This is a genomic window from Rossellomorea aquimaris, assembly GCF_003315075.1.
In the GTDB taxonomy this organism is placed as follows: Bacteria; Bacillota; Bacilli; order Bacillales; family Bacillaceae_B; genus Rossellomorea; species Rossellomorea aquimaris_C.
Genome location: NZ_QNRJ01000004.1, coordinates 12,048 through 30,396, shown reverse-complemented (window position 1 = coordinate 30,396; position 18,349 = coordinate 12,048). Strand labels below are relative to the sequence as shown.

Below are 18,349 nucleotides of genomic sequence, written 5' to 3'. Positions count from 1 at the left end.
TAAGATATGAAAAAAGGAATCATCTCACTGGGTGAAGTACTGATAGATTTCATCCCTTTAGACAAACACAATACCACTTATCAAAAAAGTCCCGGAGGAGCCCCGGCCAATGTGGCTGTTGGACTGGCTAGATTAGACGCGAGGTCTACCTTTTTAGGGAAAGTGGGGGATGATGTATTAGGGAAGTTCCTGCAAGAGACTCTTCAGGAATATGGTGTTCGGACCAATCAAATGCTTTTGACTCCTGATGTCCGTACGGGAGTGGTATTTGTAACGAACGGAGAAGACGGGGAGCGCAGCTTTGACTTTTATATCGATCCGAGTGCGGACCGTTTCCTCCAAGTGAATGATATAGACGAAGAGGATTTCCTAACTCATAAAATCCTTCACTTTGGTTCCATCTCCATGATCAGCTCTCCTGCGAAGGAAGCGACGCATCATGCTGTGAAAGTGGCGAAAGAGAATGGTTTGTTGGTTTCCTATGATCCGAATTTACGATTAGGATTATGGGATTCGGAGGAAAATGCCCGAGAAACGATTAAGAGCATGCTTTCTGAAGCGGATGTTTTGAAGATCTCTGAGGAAGAACTCGAATTTATTACGGGTGAAAAAGAGATTGAATCAGGGGTAGCGAAACTAAGGGCATACAATATTCCTTTCTTGATTATTACGATGGGGGCAGAAGGAAGCTATGTGTACGTAGGAGATGCCCGTCAGTATGTACCTGCCATGAAGGTGAAAGCAGTGGATACAACGGGGGCCGGGGATGCGTTTGTATCCGGGATTCTCTATTCCATCCATGAATTCAAAGGGGATATTTCATCCTTATCAATAGAAGAAGCAGCCCGCATGGCCGGGTTTGCAGCCGTATCAGGAGCACTCGCTGCCTCAACAAAAGGAGCGATGACGGCTTTGCCTTCCTTGGAGGAAGTAAACCATCATCTGAAGAGGGGGAAGGCGTGATGAACAGAGATGAACAACTGAGAAAAGAAGTCTATGAAGAAATGGAAAAGCACGAGGGTGTTGTAGAGCAGGATCCCTACCGCCTTCATTATCACCTTATGCCGCCGGTAGGGTTATTGAATGACCCGAACGGATTCATCCAATTTAAAGGGGTCTATCATCTCTATTACCAGTGGATGCCCTTTAAAACCGGACATGGTGCAAAATTCTGGGGGCATTATTCTTCCGTGGATTTAGTCAACTGGAAACATGAAGAAATCGCCCTCACTCCATCAGAATGGTTTGAGAAAAACGGCTGTTATTCCGGAAGTGCCATCGAGCATGACGGGAAAATCTATGCGTACTATACAGGGAACGTGAAGGACGAGGAAGGGAATCGGGAATCCTATCAGTGCTTAGCCCTCTCGGAAGACAGCATACATTTTGACAAAAAAGGCCCCGTAGTTCACTTACCGGAAGGATTTACCGCCCATTTTCGCGATCCAAAGGTGTGGGAACGGGATGGAGCATTTTTTATGGTTGTTGGCGCACAGACGACAGAGTTAAAAGGAGCAGTCGTTTTGTTGCAATCGGAGAATCTGATTGATTGGGAATATCGGGGTACCCTTACAGGTGGAGGCCGGGGCAAGCTTGCTGATTTCGGTTATATGTTTGAATGTCCCGACCTTTTTAAGTTGGGAGATCAGGACATCCTTATTTTCTCTCCGCAGGGAATTGAAGGTGCTGGAATGAAGTATCAGAATGTGTATCAGGCAGGTTATGTTGCCGGATATTTTGATTCAGCTGCAGGAACGTTTGAACACGGGGATTTCGAAGAATTGGACCGCGGCTTTGACTTCTATGCCCCACAAACGACAGTCGATGACAAAGGCCGCCGAATTCTATTTGCCTGGATGAGTGTACCTGATCAAAATGAACAGGATCATCCCACCATTGAACATAAATGGCTTCATACGATGACCCTGCCTCGGGAGCTGAAGCTTGTGAACGGTAAGGTGAGACAGGTTCCTCTTGAAGAATTGCGGCATTTAAGAGCCGGAGGAGCTATCGAACACAAGGTTGAATTGGATAAAGAAAGCCGCGAACTCACTGGTGTAAACGGAAAGGCGTTTGAATTGGAGATCGGGGACCTGTCTCTTTCTGAAGGATGGTTTGACCTTTCCATTGGGGATGGTGTTAGGCTCGTCTATTCTACCGGGGAACAAGTGGCGACTCTTGAGAGAAAAAGCTATGTTAATGGAGTAGTAGAGAAGCGGCAATGTAAAGTAGAGAATTTGAAATCATTAAGACTGTTTGTCGACACTTCTTCCATAGAAGTATTCATTAATGAAGGAGAAGAAACGTTTACAGCCCGATTCTATCCGTCACCAAACAACGATACCGTACGTTTCGGAGCTTCCAACCAGGCTGGTTTTACCATTAGAAAATGGGACCTAAACCATGTAAACTTGAAATAGACTGCCGTTTTGGTGGTCTATTTTCTTTTTTATTACGCTCATTTCGCCAAAAATTGCTTTTTATAATATAAACTCTCCCAAGGCTCTGTCAACTAGTGTGTGCTGGATAGTGAGGGGAACCGCTCCGCTTGCAGCTAGCGTTCGGCCGAACCATCTTATACAGTATTTTCATGACAGAGCTTAAAGGTGTGCAAGAAAACAATTTAACGAGAAAAAAATAATCCTTCTTCCTTAAAAGGAAATTCAATCTCTTTTACCTTAAATGAGATTGCTTGCTAAAATTCTTGTTATTATTGATATATATTAAGGATCCATGCTTAGAAAGTTGATTGGAGCGGAAGGTGCTCGACTCCTGCGGGAATAGAGGGAAAGTTGAGACCCCGCAGGGCAAAAGCCCGAGGAGGCTCAACTCACGCCCCGCGGAAAGCGAGCATCCTGTAGCGGAAATCAACTACTACTTTCTTCTCTAAATTAGCAAAAACTTTATGAAAAGAGTCTTTTAATAAAAGATAAATGTTATAGTAAGATAATATAAATTGGATTTCCTGAAAGGATTTTTCATGATGAATTATAAAATGATTGTACTAGACTTAGATGATACTTTATTACGAGATGACCAAACGATTTCGGGTCGTACAAAAGATGCTTTACTTCAATCACAGGAAGCCGGAGTGAAAGTTGTCCTGGCGTCCGGCCGCCCCACGTTTGGAATGAGATGGGTTGCAGAAGAACTGAAGCTTGACCAATACGGAAGTTATATTCTTTCTTTCAACGGATCGAAAATAATAGATTGCAAGACAAACGAAGAGAAATATAGTCGAACATTATCAGCAGAAACCGTTCACCGCTTATATGATTTGAGTAAACGGGAAGAAGTTGGCATTCTCACATATGCTGATGATGCGATTGTTGTAGAAGAACCAAGTGAATTTGCTTCTATTGAAAGTGAGTTGACAGGGCTGCCTGTAAAGGTTGTTCCAAACTTTAAAGAAGCGATTCAGGAGCCTGTTGTAAAGGCACTCATGTTAAAAGAAGCCGGTCGATTGGTAGAGGTCGAGAAGAAGCTTCAAGCGGAACTGGATGGTGAACTGAGTGTGATGCGCTCCAAGCCATTTTTCCTTGAGTTTACGCAGTTGGGCGTGACGAAAGGAGCAAGCCTCGACTACCTGATCAAGCCAATGGGTATTAAAGCGGAAGAGGTCATTGCCATCGGAGACAGCTATAACGACCTTACGATGATTGAATTCGCCGGTCTTGGCGTCGCAATGGGGAATGCTCCGGAAGATATTAAAGAAAAGGCTGATTTTGTAACAGCTTCTAATATGGAAGATGGCGTGGCAGAAGTAGTTGAGGAGTTTGTATTGAACAGATTGTCCCGCGTTTAAGGGATTTAGGGGTGGCTCAGTATCACCCCTAAAAAAGAGCCAAACCCAAAAATCAGATTCAACTCTAACTCCTACTTATGATCGCACTCCCGATCAAAATCCGAACCATATTCAGGACCCATACCCTGCTCACTTGAACCTCTGCCTTTAGGGCTTCCCCGACCGATATCCGGAAGCTTCCGGTTGACGAATTTCGGAGGAAGGGGCTGAATTCCGAGAAAACAGTTGCAGTCGATGCTGATACATTGGTCGGTATTAAAAAGTGCAAATAATTCATCGGCATCGTCGGTAATGTATCCGTCTATATCCATTCCGGCCAGTAACTGCAGTGTTGCACAGCCATCATCGATATCGATGAGCTTAAAGAATATGGTGCAGTTGGAGTGTAAGTGTGCCCGAAAAGGCTCGCTGTCTTCCTTTGTGTATAGGATAAATGGAATGGTGTCTACCTTGTCGTATTCACAAATGAACTTAAATTCTTGAGTGGCCAATTGGAATTGTTCCAGTAATAATTCATTCAGGGTTTTGCATATACAGCTATCGTGATGACAAATCATCGCCTCAAATCCTCCTTTCACCTGTCTCTTATCATTAGTGTATTTTGTTCCGGAAAAGTGATGTAGTGCATATATAATGGTTTAGATGGATTCTAAATAAAATTGAATGTCTTTAGAGGCATCTTTTGCCCGCCTCTCTGATTCCTGCACGGATTCCCCCCTCGCCATTACATACCCGTAGCGATGCCCCATGGAGGTTGGAGGGCGAAGTGTTTTTCCTTTTCTTGGTTTTATATAAACTTCGATGATGCCTTCTTGTTCTTCTGCCTTGTTTATTCCAATCACTTTTAACAGCTTGCCCGTCTTGTTGACAGTCATATAGTAGGTGTAGATATGTTTTTCCCATTTGCGTTCGCTATGGTGAGGTTTTCTAAGATATACCCTTAAAGTTTCTTCCACTATGCTCAGTCCATATGCTTCTTCTATCATTTTGTTCATTGCTCCCCCGGAGATTCGGGGGTTTACTTCAATGAGTTTCCATCTATTCTTTACCAGCCGCATTTCTAAATGACAGCTTCCGTTAACAAATCCCAGGTCATTGATAATCTCTCCAACCTTTCTGACCAGTACCGGATAATGATATACGGGTGAAACACTATAGCCGGTGACAATGAATCGTTTATGATAGTTGATTTGCTGTTTGACGACCACTGTGACCACGGGCTTGCATTCTTTGATGACCACTTCGATCAAGTATTGAGGTCCCTCTAAGTATTCTTCTACAAGAAGACTTGGAGGTTTTTTCCGTTTTAATTTCTTTATGCCTGTTGCAAGCTCCTCCTCATCACGAATGAGGAGGACATCTTTTGAACCATTAGAAATGGGTGATTTTAATACAACAGGATAGGAAATAGCCTTTACACCCTCTGTAGAAAAGGGAGGCTTCATTTTAATGAAATCAGAAGAATATTCTTTTCCAATCAGTTTCGTTCGGAGCACTGTTTTATCCATACAATCACCAATCGGTACCAAGGAAATGTCGGTTCCGCAGAATTCATTAGAAAGCCGGGCTGCTACATGAACGTAAGAATCGAGAAAGCTGATGATGCACGCTATTTTCTTTCCTTCCTGTAGTGTAGAAATTTCTCTCCTGATTGCTTCTTCATGACTTAAATCTACTTCGTACATTTCGTCGACATCCGAAAAGAGTTCTCTTTCTCTTATAAACTTCCTGCGGTTAGTAAATAGAATAGTAGAGTAGCCCAATTTCTTCCCTGCTTCAATACCGTCCCGTGAGGAGCCTGATTGGCTTGTACCTATATAGATGATGTATTCATTCATGGGGGAATAGCAGCTCCTTTATATGTTTAGTCTCTACTCAGTATATGAGCTGTTCTTTGATGAGTATGGGCAACTTAAGGGGAAATCAGGTAATTGGACGAGAATTTGCTAGAATCCTGTTGAAATTGGAATCAGCTCTTTTCATACATAAAATATTTAGGGAGATCATCATTGAATCAGCCTGCACCCCCCTAGTATCAACGGAATAAACTGTACAGTAATGCAATGCTCGTACCAACCCTGAGCTTTGAAAGAGAATATGATAAATGAAGGAGCGTACCTTGAATGAAGTCTATCATTTTTATAGAAACCACTAAGTCAGGTTCAAGCAGGGAAGCAATTAAGACGGCAGACAGACTTGGATTTTATACCGTCCTGTTCACTGAAAGACCTAACTTTGTGGCGAAGCGGGAGGAATTTCCCGATGTTCATTTCATGAAATTATGTGATCTCAGTGATATGAATGTACTGCGAAAGGAAGTAAAAGCCCTGATTTTGAAAGGGATAGAAGTTTCCGCCATTGTGAGCTATGTCGATCCGCATAGCTACACAGCATGCACCCTTGCGGATCAATTTAATTTGAACCATTTTTCAACTGAAGGAATGAAAAATATTCAAAATAAAATTCAATCACGGGAACTGCTGAAGAACTCGTTAATAACTCCGGAATATTGGACGGTTGCTACCAAGGAGGAAAGTGAGGCATTAGAACCGAAAATCAAGAATAAGTTTCCTCTGGTCATGAAATCCCCCCAATCGACCGGCTCAAAAGATGTGTACAAGGTTGGGAATCTATTAGAATATCGGAAGCGGTATCATACATTGATTACTCTTTATGAAAATCAGCCGATATTAATAGAAGAATACCTCCCGGAACCTCAGTATCTGGTGGAAGTGGTGGTTCACAAAGGAAAGGTTCATATTATGGCGGTAATCAAACAGGATATTCAATATACTCGACGATTTATTGTGATGGGTTATAAATTATTACTGAATCCAGGGGTGAAATTTTCCAATGGTCTGATGAAAGCGATTAAAGAGATCGTTGCCAAGCATGGGCTCGAGACCGGCCCTTGTCATTTGGAGCTTCGCCGCAAAGGAAATCAGTGGAAGTTGATTGAAATAAATGCGCGTATCTCAGGTGCCGGGATGAACAATATGATCAAAGCAGCCTATGGAATCAATCTGGTCGAAGAGATGTTGAAAATGGCGCTGGGAGAAGATCCGGATTTAAAGCCTAAGTTTCAAAAGAATGTGTACATGCAGTACGTGACGGTTGAGAAAAAAGGGACACTAGAGAAAGTCACAGGAAAAAGTAAAGCCCTTGCGTCCCAGGGGGTAGTGGAGGTTTACGTCAAGCCCCGTAAAGGATCAGTCATTACACCGCCATTGTCTATGGGACACCGGTATGCATATGTAACCGCTGTTGGAAATACAGCAATAGAAGCTGAGGAGAACGCGAAGAAGGCAGCCGCGGAAATTCAGTTTTGGATTAAAGAGTCTCCAAAGGAAAAGATTACAACGGTCATTCAATAAGAAAAGGAGGGTGTCCATTTTCCTCCCTTTATCACGAAGGAGTCAACCGAGTAAATAAATATAAAAACGCCTTGTTTAAGCTTTTCGGCTTGAAACAAGGCGTTTCTTTATTTCTTTAATTCTTGCGATGGTTTTGTTCAATCGGATATACCGTTTGTTTCCTTCGGCCATTAGCCAAAAATTTTCTTGCAATGTTCCACCGTATCCACCATCTCCAGTCCGCTGGCTCCTTTAATCAGAATGGTCCAGTTTGGTTGGATGATCTTTTCCAGTTTCGCATTTAATGCATTCATGGAAGGACGGTTAAAGTGGAAGATCCGCTGGCTGTTCATTCCAGCTTCCCTTGCGCCAACTCCAATGTTTCTGGAAAGGTTGCCATAGGTAAAGAGGTAATCAATCTTTTTCTCAGCAACATATCTTCCTATTTCTTTGTGAACTTCTTCATGCTCTTTTCCGAATCCCGCCATACTGCCCAAGACGGCCACCTTCTTTTCTCCCTCCAATTGCGTAAGTACGTCGAGAGCGCCTTTCATGGCATCCGGAAAGGCATGGACCGTATCGTCAATCAGCGTGATGTTGTTATTCAGCTGCATAACATCAAGCCTGTGCTTTGGCTTCCTCACTTCATTCATTCCTTGTTTCATTTCTTCAGGCTTAAAGCCGAGAAGGTCCGCAATGGCGATGGCAAGAAGGGCATTGTAAACATAAAATTCTCCATGATATGGAATGGAAAAGGTATGTGACTTACCAGAAAGCTTTAGGTCAAAGCTGATACCTTCCACGCTGTAGCGCAGATTCTTCGCCTGGTAATCAGAATGGGAATGAATGCTGACCTTCTTCAGTACTCCTGTGAAATTCTTCGTATGAAGAAGCTTTGAATTCTTGTCATCTCCATTCAAGAATAAATGGCCATCACGATCCATTCCCTTAATAAGCTCCGATTTGGCTGCAGCTATTCCTCTGATATCGCCATTGAAGTTGCCGATATGGGCAGTACCGATATTGGTGATCGCTCCTATGTTAGGCTGGATAAGCTTGCAATGCTTTTCGATTACGCCTGGAAACGCCATTCCATATTCGAGTACGATGGCCCGGTGAATGAAGTTGATTTCATCCTGGTGCTTTTCTGTATGATCGGTCCGGTTCCAATAATCACTGGATTCGAAGATAATCCAGCGTGTTCTTAGAATCGAAGCGATGAATGATTTGGTTGTTGTTTTGCCGGAACTTCCAGTTACAGCAATGATCGGTCTTTCAACGGAGAAATCTTTATCCATAATAATCCTCCTTTCATTATTCACTTGGATTTTTTCTTGGCTAAATAGATGCAGTATTGTATGGTGTTTTTGACAACATCCATTTCAAGATAAAAGGTCGGGGGACATCCTGGTCTCCAGTTCACTTCATAGATCCATATTTTCCCCAGGTCATCCAAAGCAACGTCAATTCCAAGCTCATCAATACTTTCTGAATAACGTTCCTTTTGCAATGTGTCCAAATGCCGGGCAAGGAGCAGAGAAAAGTTTTCTAAATAGCGCTTAATGTTAAAGTAATCATGATCTCCAAATTCCTGTTTCAAAAAAGGTACGAGATAATTCATCGAACCTCCACTGTTAATGTTTGAGACAATCGTTCCCGGTGCGCCGATTCTTGGATAGATAGAGGTAATGACCCATTTCCCATCACCGTCTTTTTGAACGTGAAGCCTGAAGTCAAATGCGCTTCCATCTTTTGTCCGGCAATTGATATAAGGCTGTACGAGAAAATCCTCTTCTTGAATATTAGCTGAAACAAATGCTTTTAATTCATCATAGGAATAAAGATGATCGTCCGTGTTTAGTAACACTCTAAAATCATTTCCGACACGTTCAATATAAATGATAGATATACCTTTACGCCCGTTTACCGGTTTAAAGACAATCTTCCGATAGGCATCCAAAAAAGAAAAGAAGTGATTCGTCCCTCTTACGACCTCTGAGGGAATCAAATATTGTGTAAACTCTCCAGCTTCCATCAGCCGTTTATAAACCGCCATTTTATTGCCGATCGAATGAGTGGTAAATGGAATGTTCTTCTTCAGTTCCTGAATCACGTCATTGGCTTTAGCGAGCTTTTCAGGGCTTCCTGTGTTATAGATAACATGAGGAAATGGAAAGGTCCCTTCCACCCACTTTCCGTCTTTATATTCAAATCCGGAAATGGTCTTCGTTATAAAATTTACTCCCCCGGGAGAAAAATAGACCATCTGCGTTCCTTCTGCCTTGGCAACAGCTGCATAAGCGTATGATTTAATAACACTATCAGGATGCTTTCGGTGGTGCAGCATTCCAATTCGAATCAATTGACTAACCTCCTTTAAAATATTTTCTTCCTTACTAGTAAATGATGGTCGTCCCTTTGAGGGAACGACACTTGTGATTAGGTATATCGCCTTTTTTTACACCGTTCAACTCATGAATAGATGGCATTCCATAGAAGTCTATAGAGATAACTTGTATGTCCCCTGAAACAAATCTCCAGCCCAAATAGAATGACATTTCCCGAAAGGCTAGCGATGATGGCAGCCTTTCCTTGTGCTTGTTGATAGTCAGGCCAGTAGCCTGCAAGTAACGAATCAGGATCATTCTTGAATAGTGCCACCACTTTCATCTTGCCGGTATTCGTAAACCAGGCTGGACGGTACACGAAACCGGTATCTTCAGCGGGATATCCCTTGGTTATGGCATGGTTCTTATAATGGATCTGCAATAATGCATTTTTATTCCAGCCGCCGGAATGAACCTCGGCTTCACACAGCTCAAGAATAGAGGTCAGGGCTTTAGAAGCACCAGCGCCGATTCCGATCACTTTTCCACCCTTTTGTACAAAGTCATGAAGGTTATTACGGCAGGCTTCCTGTTGAGCGGGGGAATCAAGTACGAAATCGCGGTAAATGCTTCTTATATTCGATGGTGGATAAAATAAGTGCTCATAGCCGTTGTAAATAAGAACATTCACAGAGGTTAACGTCTTTTCTAAAGCCAAATCCTTCGCTCTTAATTCCTGAAAAGGGATATTCATTTGCTGCAGAGCAAGCTTCAATCCTGAATGAGCTTTTTTATGAAAAAGGCCGTCATCAATTAGAATCCCCACAGAAACAGGTGCACCTGAGCCTGTATCTTCAGATTTATTGTCTTTCTCCACTAAGGTAAAAGGCTTCATCCCTGCATCTGGCTTTTCAAATACAGGATGACAGTTGACCCCCCAGCTTAATGGAAGACTCCAGGCACAAAATTCAGAAATTCTTTCAGATCCTGACGAGAGATCTTCCCCTTTCGTGAGGAAACAGTAAGCTACATTCGCTCTTGCTTGATTCATTGGAACGATGGTGGTGCCTGCTGGAAATGAATGTCCTTCATACGTGAAATCTTTCGTAGAGGAGTATAGCTTTATTCCATTCTTCCGGAGATGTCGCGTTAGTTTCCCGAGACCTGAATGATGTTCGTTCTTTTCTGTCAGTACGTAGTATTGGGGGAAATCGCCCGTTGAGTGAGTGGGATGCACATTCTTGATTCCACGTTGGAAAAAGGCAGCTTGATTGTTGTTCAGCTCCTCTCTGTGCTTTGAAATATGGGTAAGAGCAGCTGAAAGAGCCAAAAGAAGCCAAGTGGTGCCATCCTCTGAACGGCTCGGTGATTCAATGGTGATCCCGATCGCCCCATGGAGCATGGAATACATCGAACAGCAATATGGGCTATAGTCATCCCAGCCACCTTTTCCATCACGGTATGGGATGTATGTCCCTTTTATCGACTTAAACCTCTTAGAAGAAAACGTTTCTTTTTCTGCAACTAGATAGGATTCCATGCACTGTGCAAGGGGCAGGGCATACTTCAGATATAAATCATATTCATAAGCTGGATTGTGAGGTGGGGTACAAGGTTCGATCAATCCAATGTGAGAGGGTTTTTTCCATACATACCCATGCAAGTCCAAAACGACGGCAGGCTTTTCCTTCACAATCATATTGACGATGCTCTCTGTTTCAGGCTGTGATTGTGTAATGAAATCCCTGTTTATATCAAAGCCCTCTGCATTATAGCGTGTCTTATGCACATATCCGTCGGGATTACAGCAAATGACACAATAAACAATTAAATTATCCAGCCATTCCATGCTTTCGCCCTCTTTTTGGATCTTGTTCAAAAAACGCAGTAAAGCTGTCGAACCGGTTGCTTCATGTCCATGAATGGAAGCGGTAATGACGATTGGAATTTTCTTTCGTGACCTTAAAGAACTTTTCCTTGATTGGACTATTTTTGTTCCGGAAAGGGCTGGCTTTTGAATCGTAACACACCAAATGTCCCGCCCTTCAAGAGACTTACCGATTGAGGAGAGGGAAAAGAATGGACATTGTTTCGTTTTCTTCTCTATTAATGATTCTAGTTTTCTATAAGAAAGTATAGTACTTCCCATGTAGTCATAGCCTCCTTTCTATAGTTAATTCAAGAGAAGCTAATTCTGCTATGGACAAGTGTCCCTTTAGGACAAAATGATGCATTTTCACTGCCGGATGACCTTGCAAACCTCAGCCGCTGGACGAATCAGCCGATTTATTGGCAATCACCAGGGCCGGCAATCTTGTGGTAACAGCCTTATATAAATAGCCTTTAGCCGTTTCCTCAGTGAAGACTTGTACATACATTAATACATAGAAGTGGTTTATCAGTTTAAGAGAGGTGTATCCCATGAATATATCGATTGAGACATCCACATTCAAGGAGCTCGAGCCTCTCATTCTACTTGCCGGGAAAGATGGAATGAGGGTTCATGACGTACCGGGCTCTGTATGGTTTTGTGCAAAAGTGGATGGAGAAATGGCTGGCTTTGTTTCATGTTATATAAGAGAGAAGCAGGGAAAAGCGGTATTTAAGAGTGATTATGTACGGGGGGAATACAGACGGAGAGGCATCTACCGAAAACTTTTTGAAACGAGATTGGACTATGTGAAGAATGTCAATGTGAGAAAGATTAAAGCTTCCTGTACGAAGATGTCTTTAGAGTGCTTCTTATCTTACGGATTTAAGAAAATAGAAAGCAGATCAAGGAAATATACAGATGTTTTGATGTATGTAGATCACTAGATGAACAGGAGGAACGAAATGATTACGCTGAAATTAACGGAAATCAGAAGGCTATTGAAGGGAAGGCTGATAAGCGGTTCTGATAATATGGACATCCATGATGCGATCATATTCCATCAGCATAAGTTAAAGAAGAGTCATACACTGGTGTTCATGGATAAAAGGAAGGCGATCAGTGAGAAAAAATGGAAGAGAATGATCAGAAATGCTCCATGTACCGTGATTACGGATCACGAACAAGAGGCTGTAAACGGAGGTGAGGGGTTGAGCATCATTCAAGTAGGAAATGTAAGAGAGGCTTTTATGGAGTTTGTACGTTACTACCGGAAAATATGCTCACTCCCGGTTGTTGCCATCACAGGGACATGCGGAAAAACAACGACCCGGGAGATGCTCACCCAAATTATGGAGGAAAATCATTCTGTCATATCAACAGAATGGAATGATAACGCACCTCACAGGTCTTTTGAATACCTGATGAAGATAAATGAAGGCACAGACGTCGGGATATTCGAAACAGGCTTGGGCGGACCTGGTGACCTGCGCTATCACTGTAAGGTTTATCAACCGGATATAGGGATCATTACCAACATCGGAAGTTACCATCTAGATCGTTGTAAGACCTTTGAAGGATACCTTGCCGCTAAAGCGGAAATGCTTGAAGGGCTGCAGAATAAAGGCACGCTACTCTTAAATGCTGATGATCCGAACATTTCTAAAATCAGCTTGGAGGAGTATAAAGGAACCGTTCATTATTTCAGTATCCATAATCATTCCGACTTCAGGGGAACCTCTATATCCATAAGTGAGGAAGGAACTCGTTTCACCATACAAGCAAACGGGAAAGAATACCCTGCTTTTATCCCTGAAATCGGGGAGCATCACGTCTACAATGGATTGGCTGCTTTACGGGCCGCAATGGAACTGGGGGAAGATATTGAAACGGGGATCAGAAGGTTGAGCAGCTTTCAAAATATAGAGAGACACTTTGAACTGCAGAAAGGACGGAACGGTTCAACCATCATCGATGATACTTGGAACGTCAACCCTACCTCTTTAAGGGAAGCCATTAAAACACTTTCTATAATAGGAAAAGGCAAGAAACGGATGGCTCTTCTCGGAAATATCGAGAGGCTTGGAGAAGAATCAAAGGATGTACACAAGCAAATCGGGCAATATTTGGTGGAATGTGGAATTGATGTCCTCATCACGTATGGAAAGAAAGCGAAGTATATAGCGGAGCAGGCAGCAAGGGAGAGTCAAGATATCATCGTATATCCTTTTACCAGTATACAAGGGATGGAGAAAACGATATTGAAACATCTGGATGAACACACCTACCTGCTGGTGAAGTGCCGGGCCGGCAGCAGACCCTTGATGAGATTAAGAAAACGCTTGATGGAATCTGAGTAAGAATGAAAAAGGGAGGGGTGAATGGTGAAACGTTTACAGCTGAAGGAAGTAATAGAGGTGGTGGGAGGACGCTTGGTTCTTGGTTCAAAGGATCTAGAGGTGAAAGATGCGATCATTTATCATCTCCATTCCATCATCCAGAGCCATACGATGATCTTTTTAGATAGAAGGAAGCCATTCAACTATGAAAAAATAAAACATCTGGAACCCTTTGTCATCATTAGTGATGCCAGGGATAGCAGGGAGAAATATCAGGAAGCTTTTGCGGTGATTGAAGTTGGGAATATCAGAAAGGCCATCTTTGCGTTTGCTGAATATTATAGAAGATTATTCAGCATTCCCGTTATAGCCATTACGGGAACGGATGGTAAAACAACGACAAAGGACATGATTGTTCATATTTTAAAGAAACAGTATTCCGTTCAGTCCACTATAAGAAGCAGAAATGCGCCGAGGAAATCCTTCGAATACCTGATGGGAATCGATGAGGATACAGACGTTGGTGTCTTCGAAACAGGCTTGGGGGCTCCCGGTAACCTTCGATATCATTGTGATATTTTCCAGCCTACCATCGGGATCATCACGAACATAGGAATCTTTCATTTGGATAAATGCAAAACATTGGAGAATTATGTTAGGGCAAAGGGAGAAATCATAGAAGGTTTAAAGAATAAAGGGACTTTACTGGTAAATGGAGACGATGAACATATAGCAACCCTTCCATTAAAAGACTATAAGGGGAAGCTGGTTTCCTTTGGGAAGTCTACCGGGGCAGATTTGAGAGCTACTGATATTAAAGTGGATTCAAGTCAAACCACGTTCACGATGACCTATCAATACAAACCATATTCCGTGGTTCTGCCTTGTCACGGTGAGCATCAGGCTTATAATGCAATGGCAGCGATCGGGGCTGTACTGGATGTGGGTGTGGATATCACCGATGCCATCAACGCATTACAATCGTTTCATGTACTCGAAAAACACTTACAAGTGAAGCAGGGGATCAATGATTCTACTATCATTGATGATTCATGGAGTTTAACTCCCGGAGCATTAAAAGAAGCATTGAAAGTTCTGCAATCCATTGCGTACGACCGGAAGAAGATACTGTTGATCGGAGATATCGGCCGCTTGGGAGATCACACGACAAAAACTCATTTAGAAGTTGGGGAGATGATCTCGGAGCAAGGCATAGATGTTCTGATAACCTATGGACATAACGCAAAAAGAGTCGCAGAACGAGTAGCAGAAAAAAACACGCGCATCCAAGTATACCCATGTTTAAATATACACGACGTCTATCAAAAGGTCAGCTCATTATTAACACCTGATAGTACATGCTTGTTTAAGTGTTCAAATACAGATCATGATCTAATGGACCTTAAAGAACAAATCATCAAGAAAGATGAAATGGAAAGGAAGCAACACGATGAACGATTGCATTAGGACAGGAGTGAGACAATGAAACCTCTGCCACTGAAAGAGTTAATCGGTGTGATGAACGGAGAGCTCGTATACGGGGATGAAAATTTCATCGTGAAGGATGCGATGGTTTCACATTTACACAGAATAAAAGAGAAACATACGTTAATTTTTTTAAAGAAAAAGAAAGCCTTTCAGATTGATAAGGTCAAAAGGTATTCGCCTTATATCATCGTAACCGATAAAAGCGATGAAGAGATGAAGAATATAGAAGCTGCAGGTATGATAAGGGTTCAAAATGCAGATGACGCCTTCTGGGATTTTACCCGGTATTACCGGCATTTATTTGAACTGCCGATCGTCGCAGTCACCGGTACTTGTGGAAAAACCACGACGAAAGAAATGCTTTCCCACCTTTTATCCTCCACACATTCCATTCAATCTACCATCAGAAGCAGGAATGCCACCAGGAAATCCTTCCAATATCTCATGGGAATCGATGAAAATACAGATGCGGCCGTGTTTGAAACGGGTCTGAACGGTCCGGGCAATCTTCACTATCATTGTAAGGTGTTTCAGCCCACGATAGGAATCATTACGACGATCGGTGTCGATCATCTGGATAAGTGCAAGACGTTAGACGGGTATATTAAAGCAAAATCCGAGATCGTGTCAGGTGTCAGGGAAGGTGGCACTCTTATATTAAACAGCGAGGATGAAAACACACAAAAAATATCACTCACAGGTTTCTCAGGCGATATCATTTATTGTGGAACAAGTGAAAGTGCTGATTATCGGGCAAGTGATATTGTTTACAAGAAGAACGGAATGTCATTTACTTTGCATCATAAGGAGAGGACTTACAAAACGTATTTACCGGGCTTTGGTGAGCATCAGATTTACAATGCGCTGTTTGCTCTTGCAGCAGCCCATAAAATCGGCCTGAACCTTTCGAAGGCTGTTATAAGGATGAGGGCGTTTAAGAATCTGGAACGGCATCTCCAGGTGGAAGAGGGCATCAATGCCTCTATGATCATCGATGATACGTGGAGCTCAAATCCAACATCAGTCGCTGCAGCCATTCAAGTACTGGAAACTCTGGGAAATAATAAAACAAATGCTTTATTATTAGGCGATATTGCCTATTTAGGAAGTCATGTAAGGAAAGTTTATCATGATTTGGGAAAATTAATTGCATCTACAAAAATCGATATCTTCATTGCAGTCGGGAAAAATACAAAGTATATAGCAAATCACGCTAAAAAGTATGGATTTAAAGGAGAAGTGTATACAACCGCTTCCGCCGCCCTTGTAAAGGGGTATGTCGAAAGTCTGCTAGATGAAAAAACCGTTCTTTTGGTTAAGGGTTCTATGATGGATACAGAATTAATAGGGCTTGCAAGGTCTTTTAAAATGAAAGAATAATCAGGTGGGAATAAAGTCCTATTCACTTACCCCTGCAAGTATGACACCGCATCCTTGGCAATTATTACATCCATTTTCGGGTGAAAATCAATGTTATACTTTCTGTGGATAATTATTAGAAAATTTCACTTTATTCACAGGAGGTAGAAACATGAAGAAATTAATGACAACAGCGGTTTGCACAGTTGCTTTGACGTTCAGCTCTGTGTCCATTCCATTTGTGCAGCAAGCAAATGCAGCGACAGCTCCCCAACAAGCTGAGGTAGAGCAGAAAGCTGATAATATTATATCAACCGCGAAGAATTTAATAGGTAAAGCGACATACGAAAGATATGTTTATAATCCCCCACATCAATTTGGTTGCAGTGGATTCATTTACTATGCCTTCAAACAGAACGGTATCGACCTTGCAACAAGGGATACAAACGTACAGGCTCAATTAGGTGAGTATGTACCAAAGGATCAGCTTCAAAAGGGAGACATCGTTTTCTTTGACTCAAATCCGAATGATAATGATCCTGTGACTCATAATGGAATTTATATAGGCGATAACAAGATCATTCATATGGCAGACGAAGAGAATGATATTCTTATCTCAGACCTGGACGGAAAAGAATATTATCAGAAAAACTATAAAACAGCACGCCGTGTACTTCCTTCCTTTATGTTTGATCAAGCAACTTCATCCACTGGGGAAAAGGTCGTTGATATTGCGGAAGGATTAATTGGAAAAGCTTCCTATGGTACGCCTTATAATGAAGAAACCTTGACCTTCAATGGTGCAGGACTGACGTATTACTCGTTTAAGCAAGTAGGAATCGACCTTAAATCAAAAACAGCGAGTGAACAATCAAAACTGGGTGAACCGGTTAAACGTCAAGACCTTCAAAAAGGTGACCTTGTGTTCCTTTCAAACAATTCAAGTAACGGAAAGATCGTTCATGTAGGTGTTTATGCAGGAAATGATCAAATCGTCCACGCTGCCGGTTCTCAATCAGGAATCAAGAAGAGCGTTATTCTTAACGGCTACTACGACGAACATTATGTTACAGCGCGCCGGGTGATTGATGTGAAAGCAGCTAATTCAGAAGATAATACTGAAACGACAGAAACTGAAGCACCTACAGTGGAAGCCCAGCCTGATGGACAAGCACCTTCTGCCCCTCAGGAAAAACCTGAACCAGAGACGGATGTTCAACCAGCAGCACCTGAAGAAAAACCAGAGAACACTGAAGCCAAGCCTGCTCCTGTCCAAAATAAAGGCGCTGAAGTTTCAAGACTGGCAGAAAATGTAATGGATAAGGCTCAGTATGGATACTCTTATGATGAACGTACAATGAGCTTCAACAGTGCAGGACTTGCTTATTATGTATTTAAACAGAACGGCATCGATCTTCAGGATAAAACGGCAGCAGGTCAAGCAACTAAAGGCCAAAACGTTAGCAAATCCCAATTGAAGGAAGGCGACTTAGTGTTCTTCTCGAATTCTTCAAGTAATGGAAAGATTGTTAACACCGCGATTTACGTAGGCAACAATGAAGTAATCATGTCTGCCGGCAAGAGCGTGGGGGTAGTTAAGAGAGACCTGGATAGAAGCTGGTATCAAGAAAATTACGTAACAGCCCGCAGAATCATTCGATAGTGAAAGCGTCGAAACGTTTGCGTTCAAAGAGCTTTTCTAGAGTTTAAGTCTAAAATGACCGGAGTCCCTTAGGGGATTTCGGTCATTTTTTGGTTTTGGATACTTAGGAAAAGAGTTTTTGAAATAAAGGAAAAATATGTATAAT

Annotated in this window: 14 protein-coding genes; 9 read left to right on the top strand and 5 right to left on the bottom strand. The window is 42.3% G+C overall.

Going from position 1 to position 18,349, the window contains the following annotated elements; all coding sequences use genetic code 11:
• Positions 1-6 precede the first annotated feature (6 nt).
• From DET59_RS06540 to DET59_RS06530, 3 genes are all read left to right on the top strand, one after another.
• Positions 7-963, top strand: coding sequence for an aminoimidazole riboside kinase (locus tag DET59_RS06540; RefSeq protein ID WP_113968818.1), 957 nt, complete (start codon positions 7-9; stop codon positions 961-963).
• On the top strand, positions 963-2,420 hold the full coding sequence (locus DET59_RS06535; protein WP_113968817.1) for a sucrose-6-phosphate hydrolase: 1,458 nt from the start codon (positions 963-965) through the stop codon (positions 2,418-2,420). Before DET59_RS06540 ends, DET59_RS06535 begins: the two co-directional genes overlap by 1 nt.
• Positions 2,421-2,983: 563 nt before the next feature.
• On the top strand, positions 2,984-3,805 hold the full coding sequence (locus DET59_RS06530) for a Cof-type HAD-IIB family hydrolase (protein ID WP_113969148.1): 822 nt from the start codon (positions 2,984-2,986) through the stop codon (positions 3,803-3,805).
• A gap of 71 nt (positions 3,806-3,876) precedes the next feature.
• Here the strand turns inward: DET59_RS06530 and DET59_RS06525 are convergent, their stop codons facing one another.
• Entirely contained in the window at positions 3,877-4,362 is a 486-nt protein-coding gene (locus tag DET59_RS06525) for a CotY/CotZ family spore coat protein (RefSeq protein WP_113968816.1), read from the bottom strand.
• A gap of 81 nt (positions 4,363-4,443) precedes the next feature.
• Complete coding sequence (locus DET59_RS06520) at positions 4,444-5,643, bottom strand: ATP-grasp domain-containing protein (protein ID WP_113968815.1); 1,200 nt, start codon at positions 5,641-5,643, stop codon at positions 4,444-4,446.
• 285 nt (positions 5,644-5,928) lie between these two features.
• Here DET59_RS06520 and DET59_RS06515 point away from each other — a divergent pair, with 285 nt between their 5' ends.
• Complete coding sequence (locus tag DET59_RS06515; RefSeq protein ID WP_113968814.1) at positions 5,929-7,179, top strand: ATP-grasp domain-containing protein; 1,251 nt, start codon at positions 5,929-5,931, stop codon at positions 7,177-7,179.
• A 170-nt stretch (positions 7,180-7,349) separates the two neighbouring features.
• On the opposite strand, the gene DET59_RS21990 is transcribed toward DET59_RS06515, so the two are convergent.
• The 3 genes from DET59_RS21990 to DET59_RS06505 all read right to left on the bottom strand — a co-directional run bounded on the left by DET59_RS21990 (position 7,350) and on the right by DET59_RS06505 (position 11,634).
• Complete coding sequence (locus DET59_RS21990; RefSeq protein ID WP_258549594.1) at positions 7,350-8,456, bottom strand: UDP-N-acetylmuramoyl-tripeptide--D-alanyl-D-alanine ligase; 1,107 nt, start codon at positions 8,454-8,456, stop codon at positions 7,350-7,352.
• Between the two features lie 20 nt (positions 8,457-8,476).
• Positions 8,477-9,520, bottom strand: coding sequence for a YheC/YheD family endospore coat-associated protein (locus DET59_RS21985; RefSeq protein ID WP_258549593.1), 1,044 nt, complete (start codon positions 9,518-9,520; stop codon positions 8,477-8,479).
• A gap of 110 nt (positions 9,521-9,630) precedes the next feature.
• The gene (locus DET59_RS06505; protein WP_113968813.1) at positions 9,631-11,634 is read right to left on the bottom strand and encodes a DUF2817 domain-containing protein; all 2,004 of its coding nucleotides are present in this window, start codon (positions 11,632-11,634) and stop codon (positions 9,631-9,633) included.
• A gap of 272 nt (positions 11,635-11,906) precedes the next feature.
• Here DET59_RS06505 and DET59_RS06500 point away from each other — a divergent pair, with 272 nt between their 5' ends.
• The 5 genes from DET59_RS06500 (at position 11,907) to DET59_RS06480 (ending at position 18,204) form a co-directional block, all read left to right on the top strand.
• Complete coding sequence (locus DET59_RS06500; protein WP_113968812.1) at positions 11,907-12,302, top strand: GNAT family N-acetyltransferase; 396 nt, start codon at positions 11,907-11,909, stop codon at positions 12,300-12,302.
• Between the two features lie 18 nt (positions 12,303-12,320).
• Entirely contained in the window at positions 12,321-13,715 is a 1,395-nt protein-coding gene (locus DET59_RS06495; RefSeq protein WP_181778078.1) for a UDP-N-acetylmuramoyl-tripeptide--D-alanyl-D-alanine ligase, read from the top strand.
• 21 nt (positions 13,716-13,736) lie between these two features.
• Positions 13,737-15,161, top strand: a complete 1,425-nt coding sequence (locus tag DET59_RS06490; RefSeq protein ID WP_113968810.1) for a Mur ligase family protein — start codon at positions 13,737-13,739, stop codon at positions 15,159-15,161.
• Between the two features lie 15 nt (positions 15,162-15,176).
• Positions 15,177-16,562 (top strand): Mur ligase family protein, encoded by a 1,386-nt coding sequence (locus tag DET59_RS06485; protein ID WP_113968809.1) that lies wholly within the window; start codon positions 15,177-15,179, stop codon positions 16,560-16,562.
• Positions 16,563-16,713: 151 nt separating this feature from the next.
• Complete coding sequence (locus DET59_RS06480) at positions 16,714-18,204, top strand: C40 family peptidase (RefSeq protein WP_113968808.1); 1,491 nt, start codon at positions 16,714-16,716, stop codon at positions 18,202-18,204.
• The last annotated feature ends 145 nt before the right edge of the window (positions 18,205-18,349 follow it).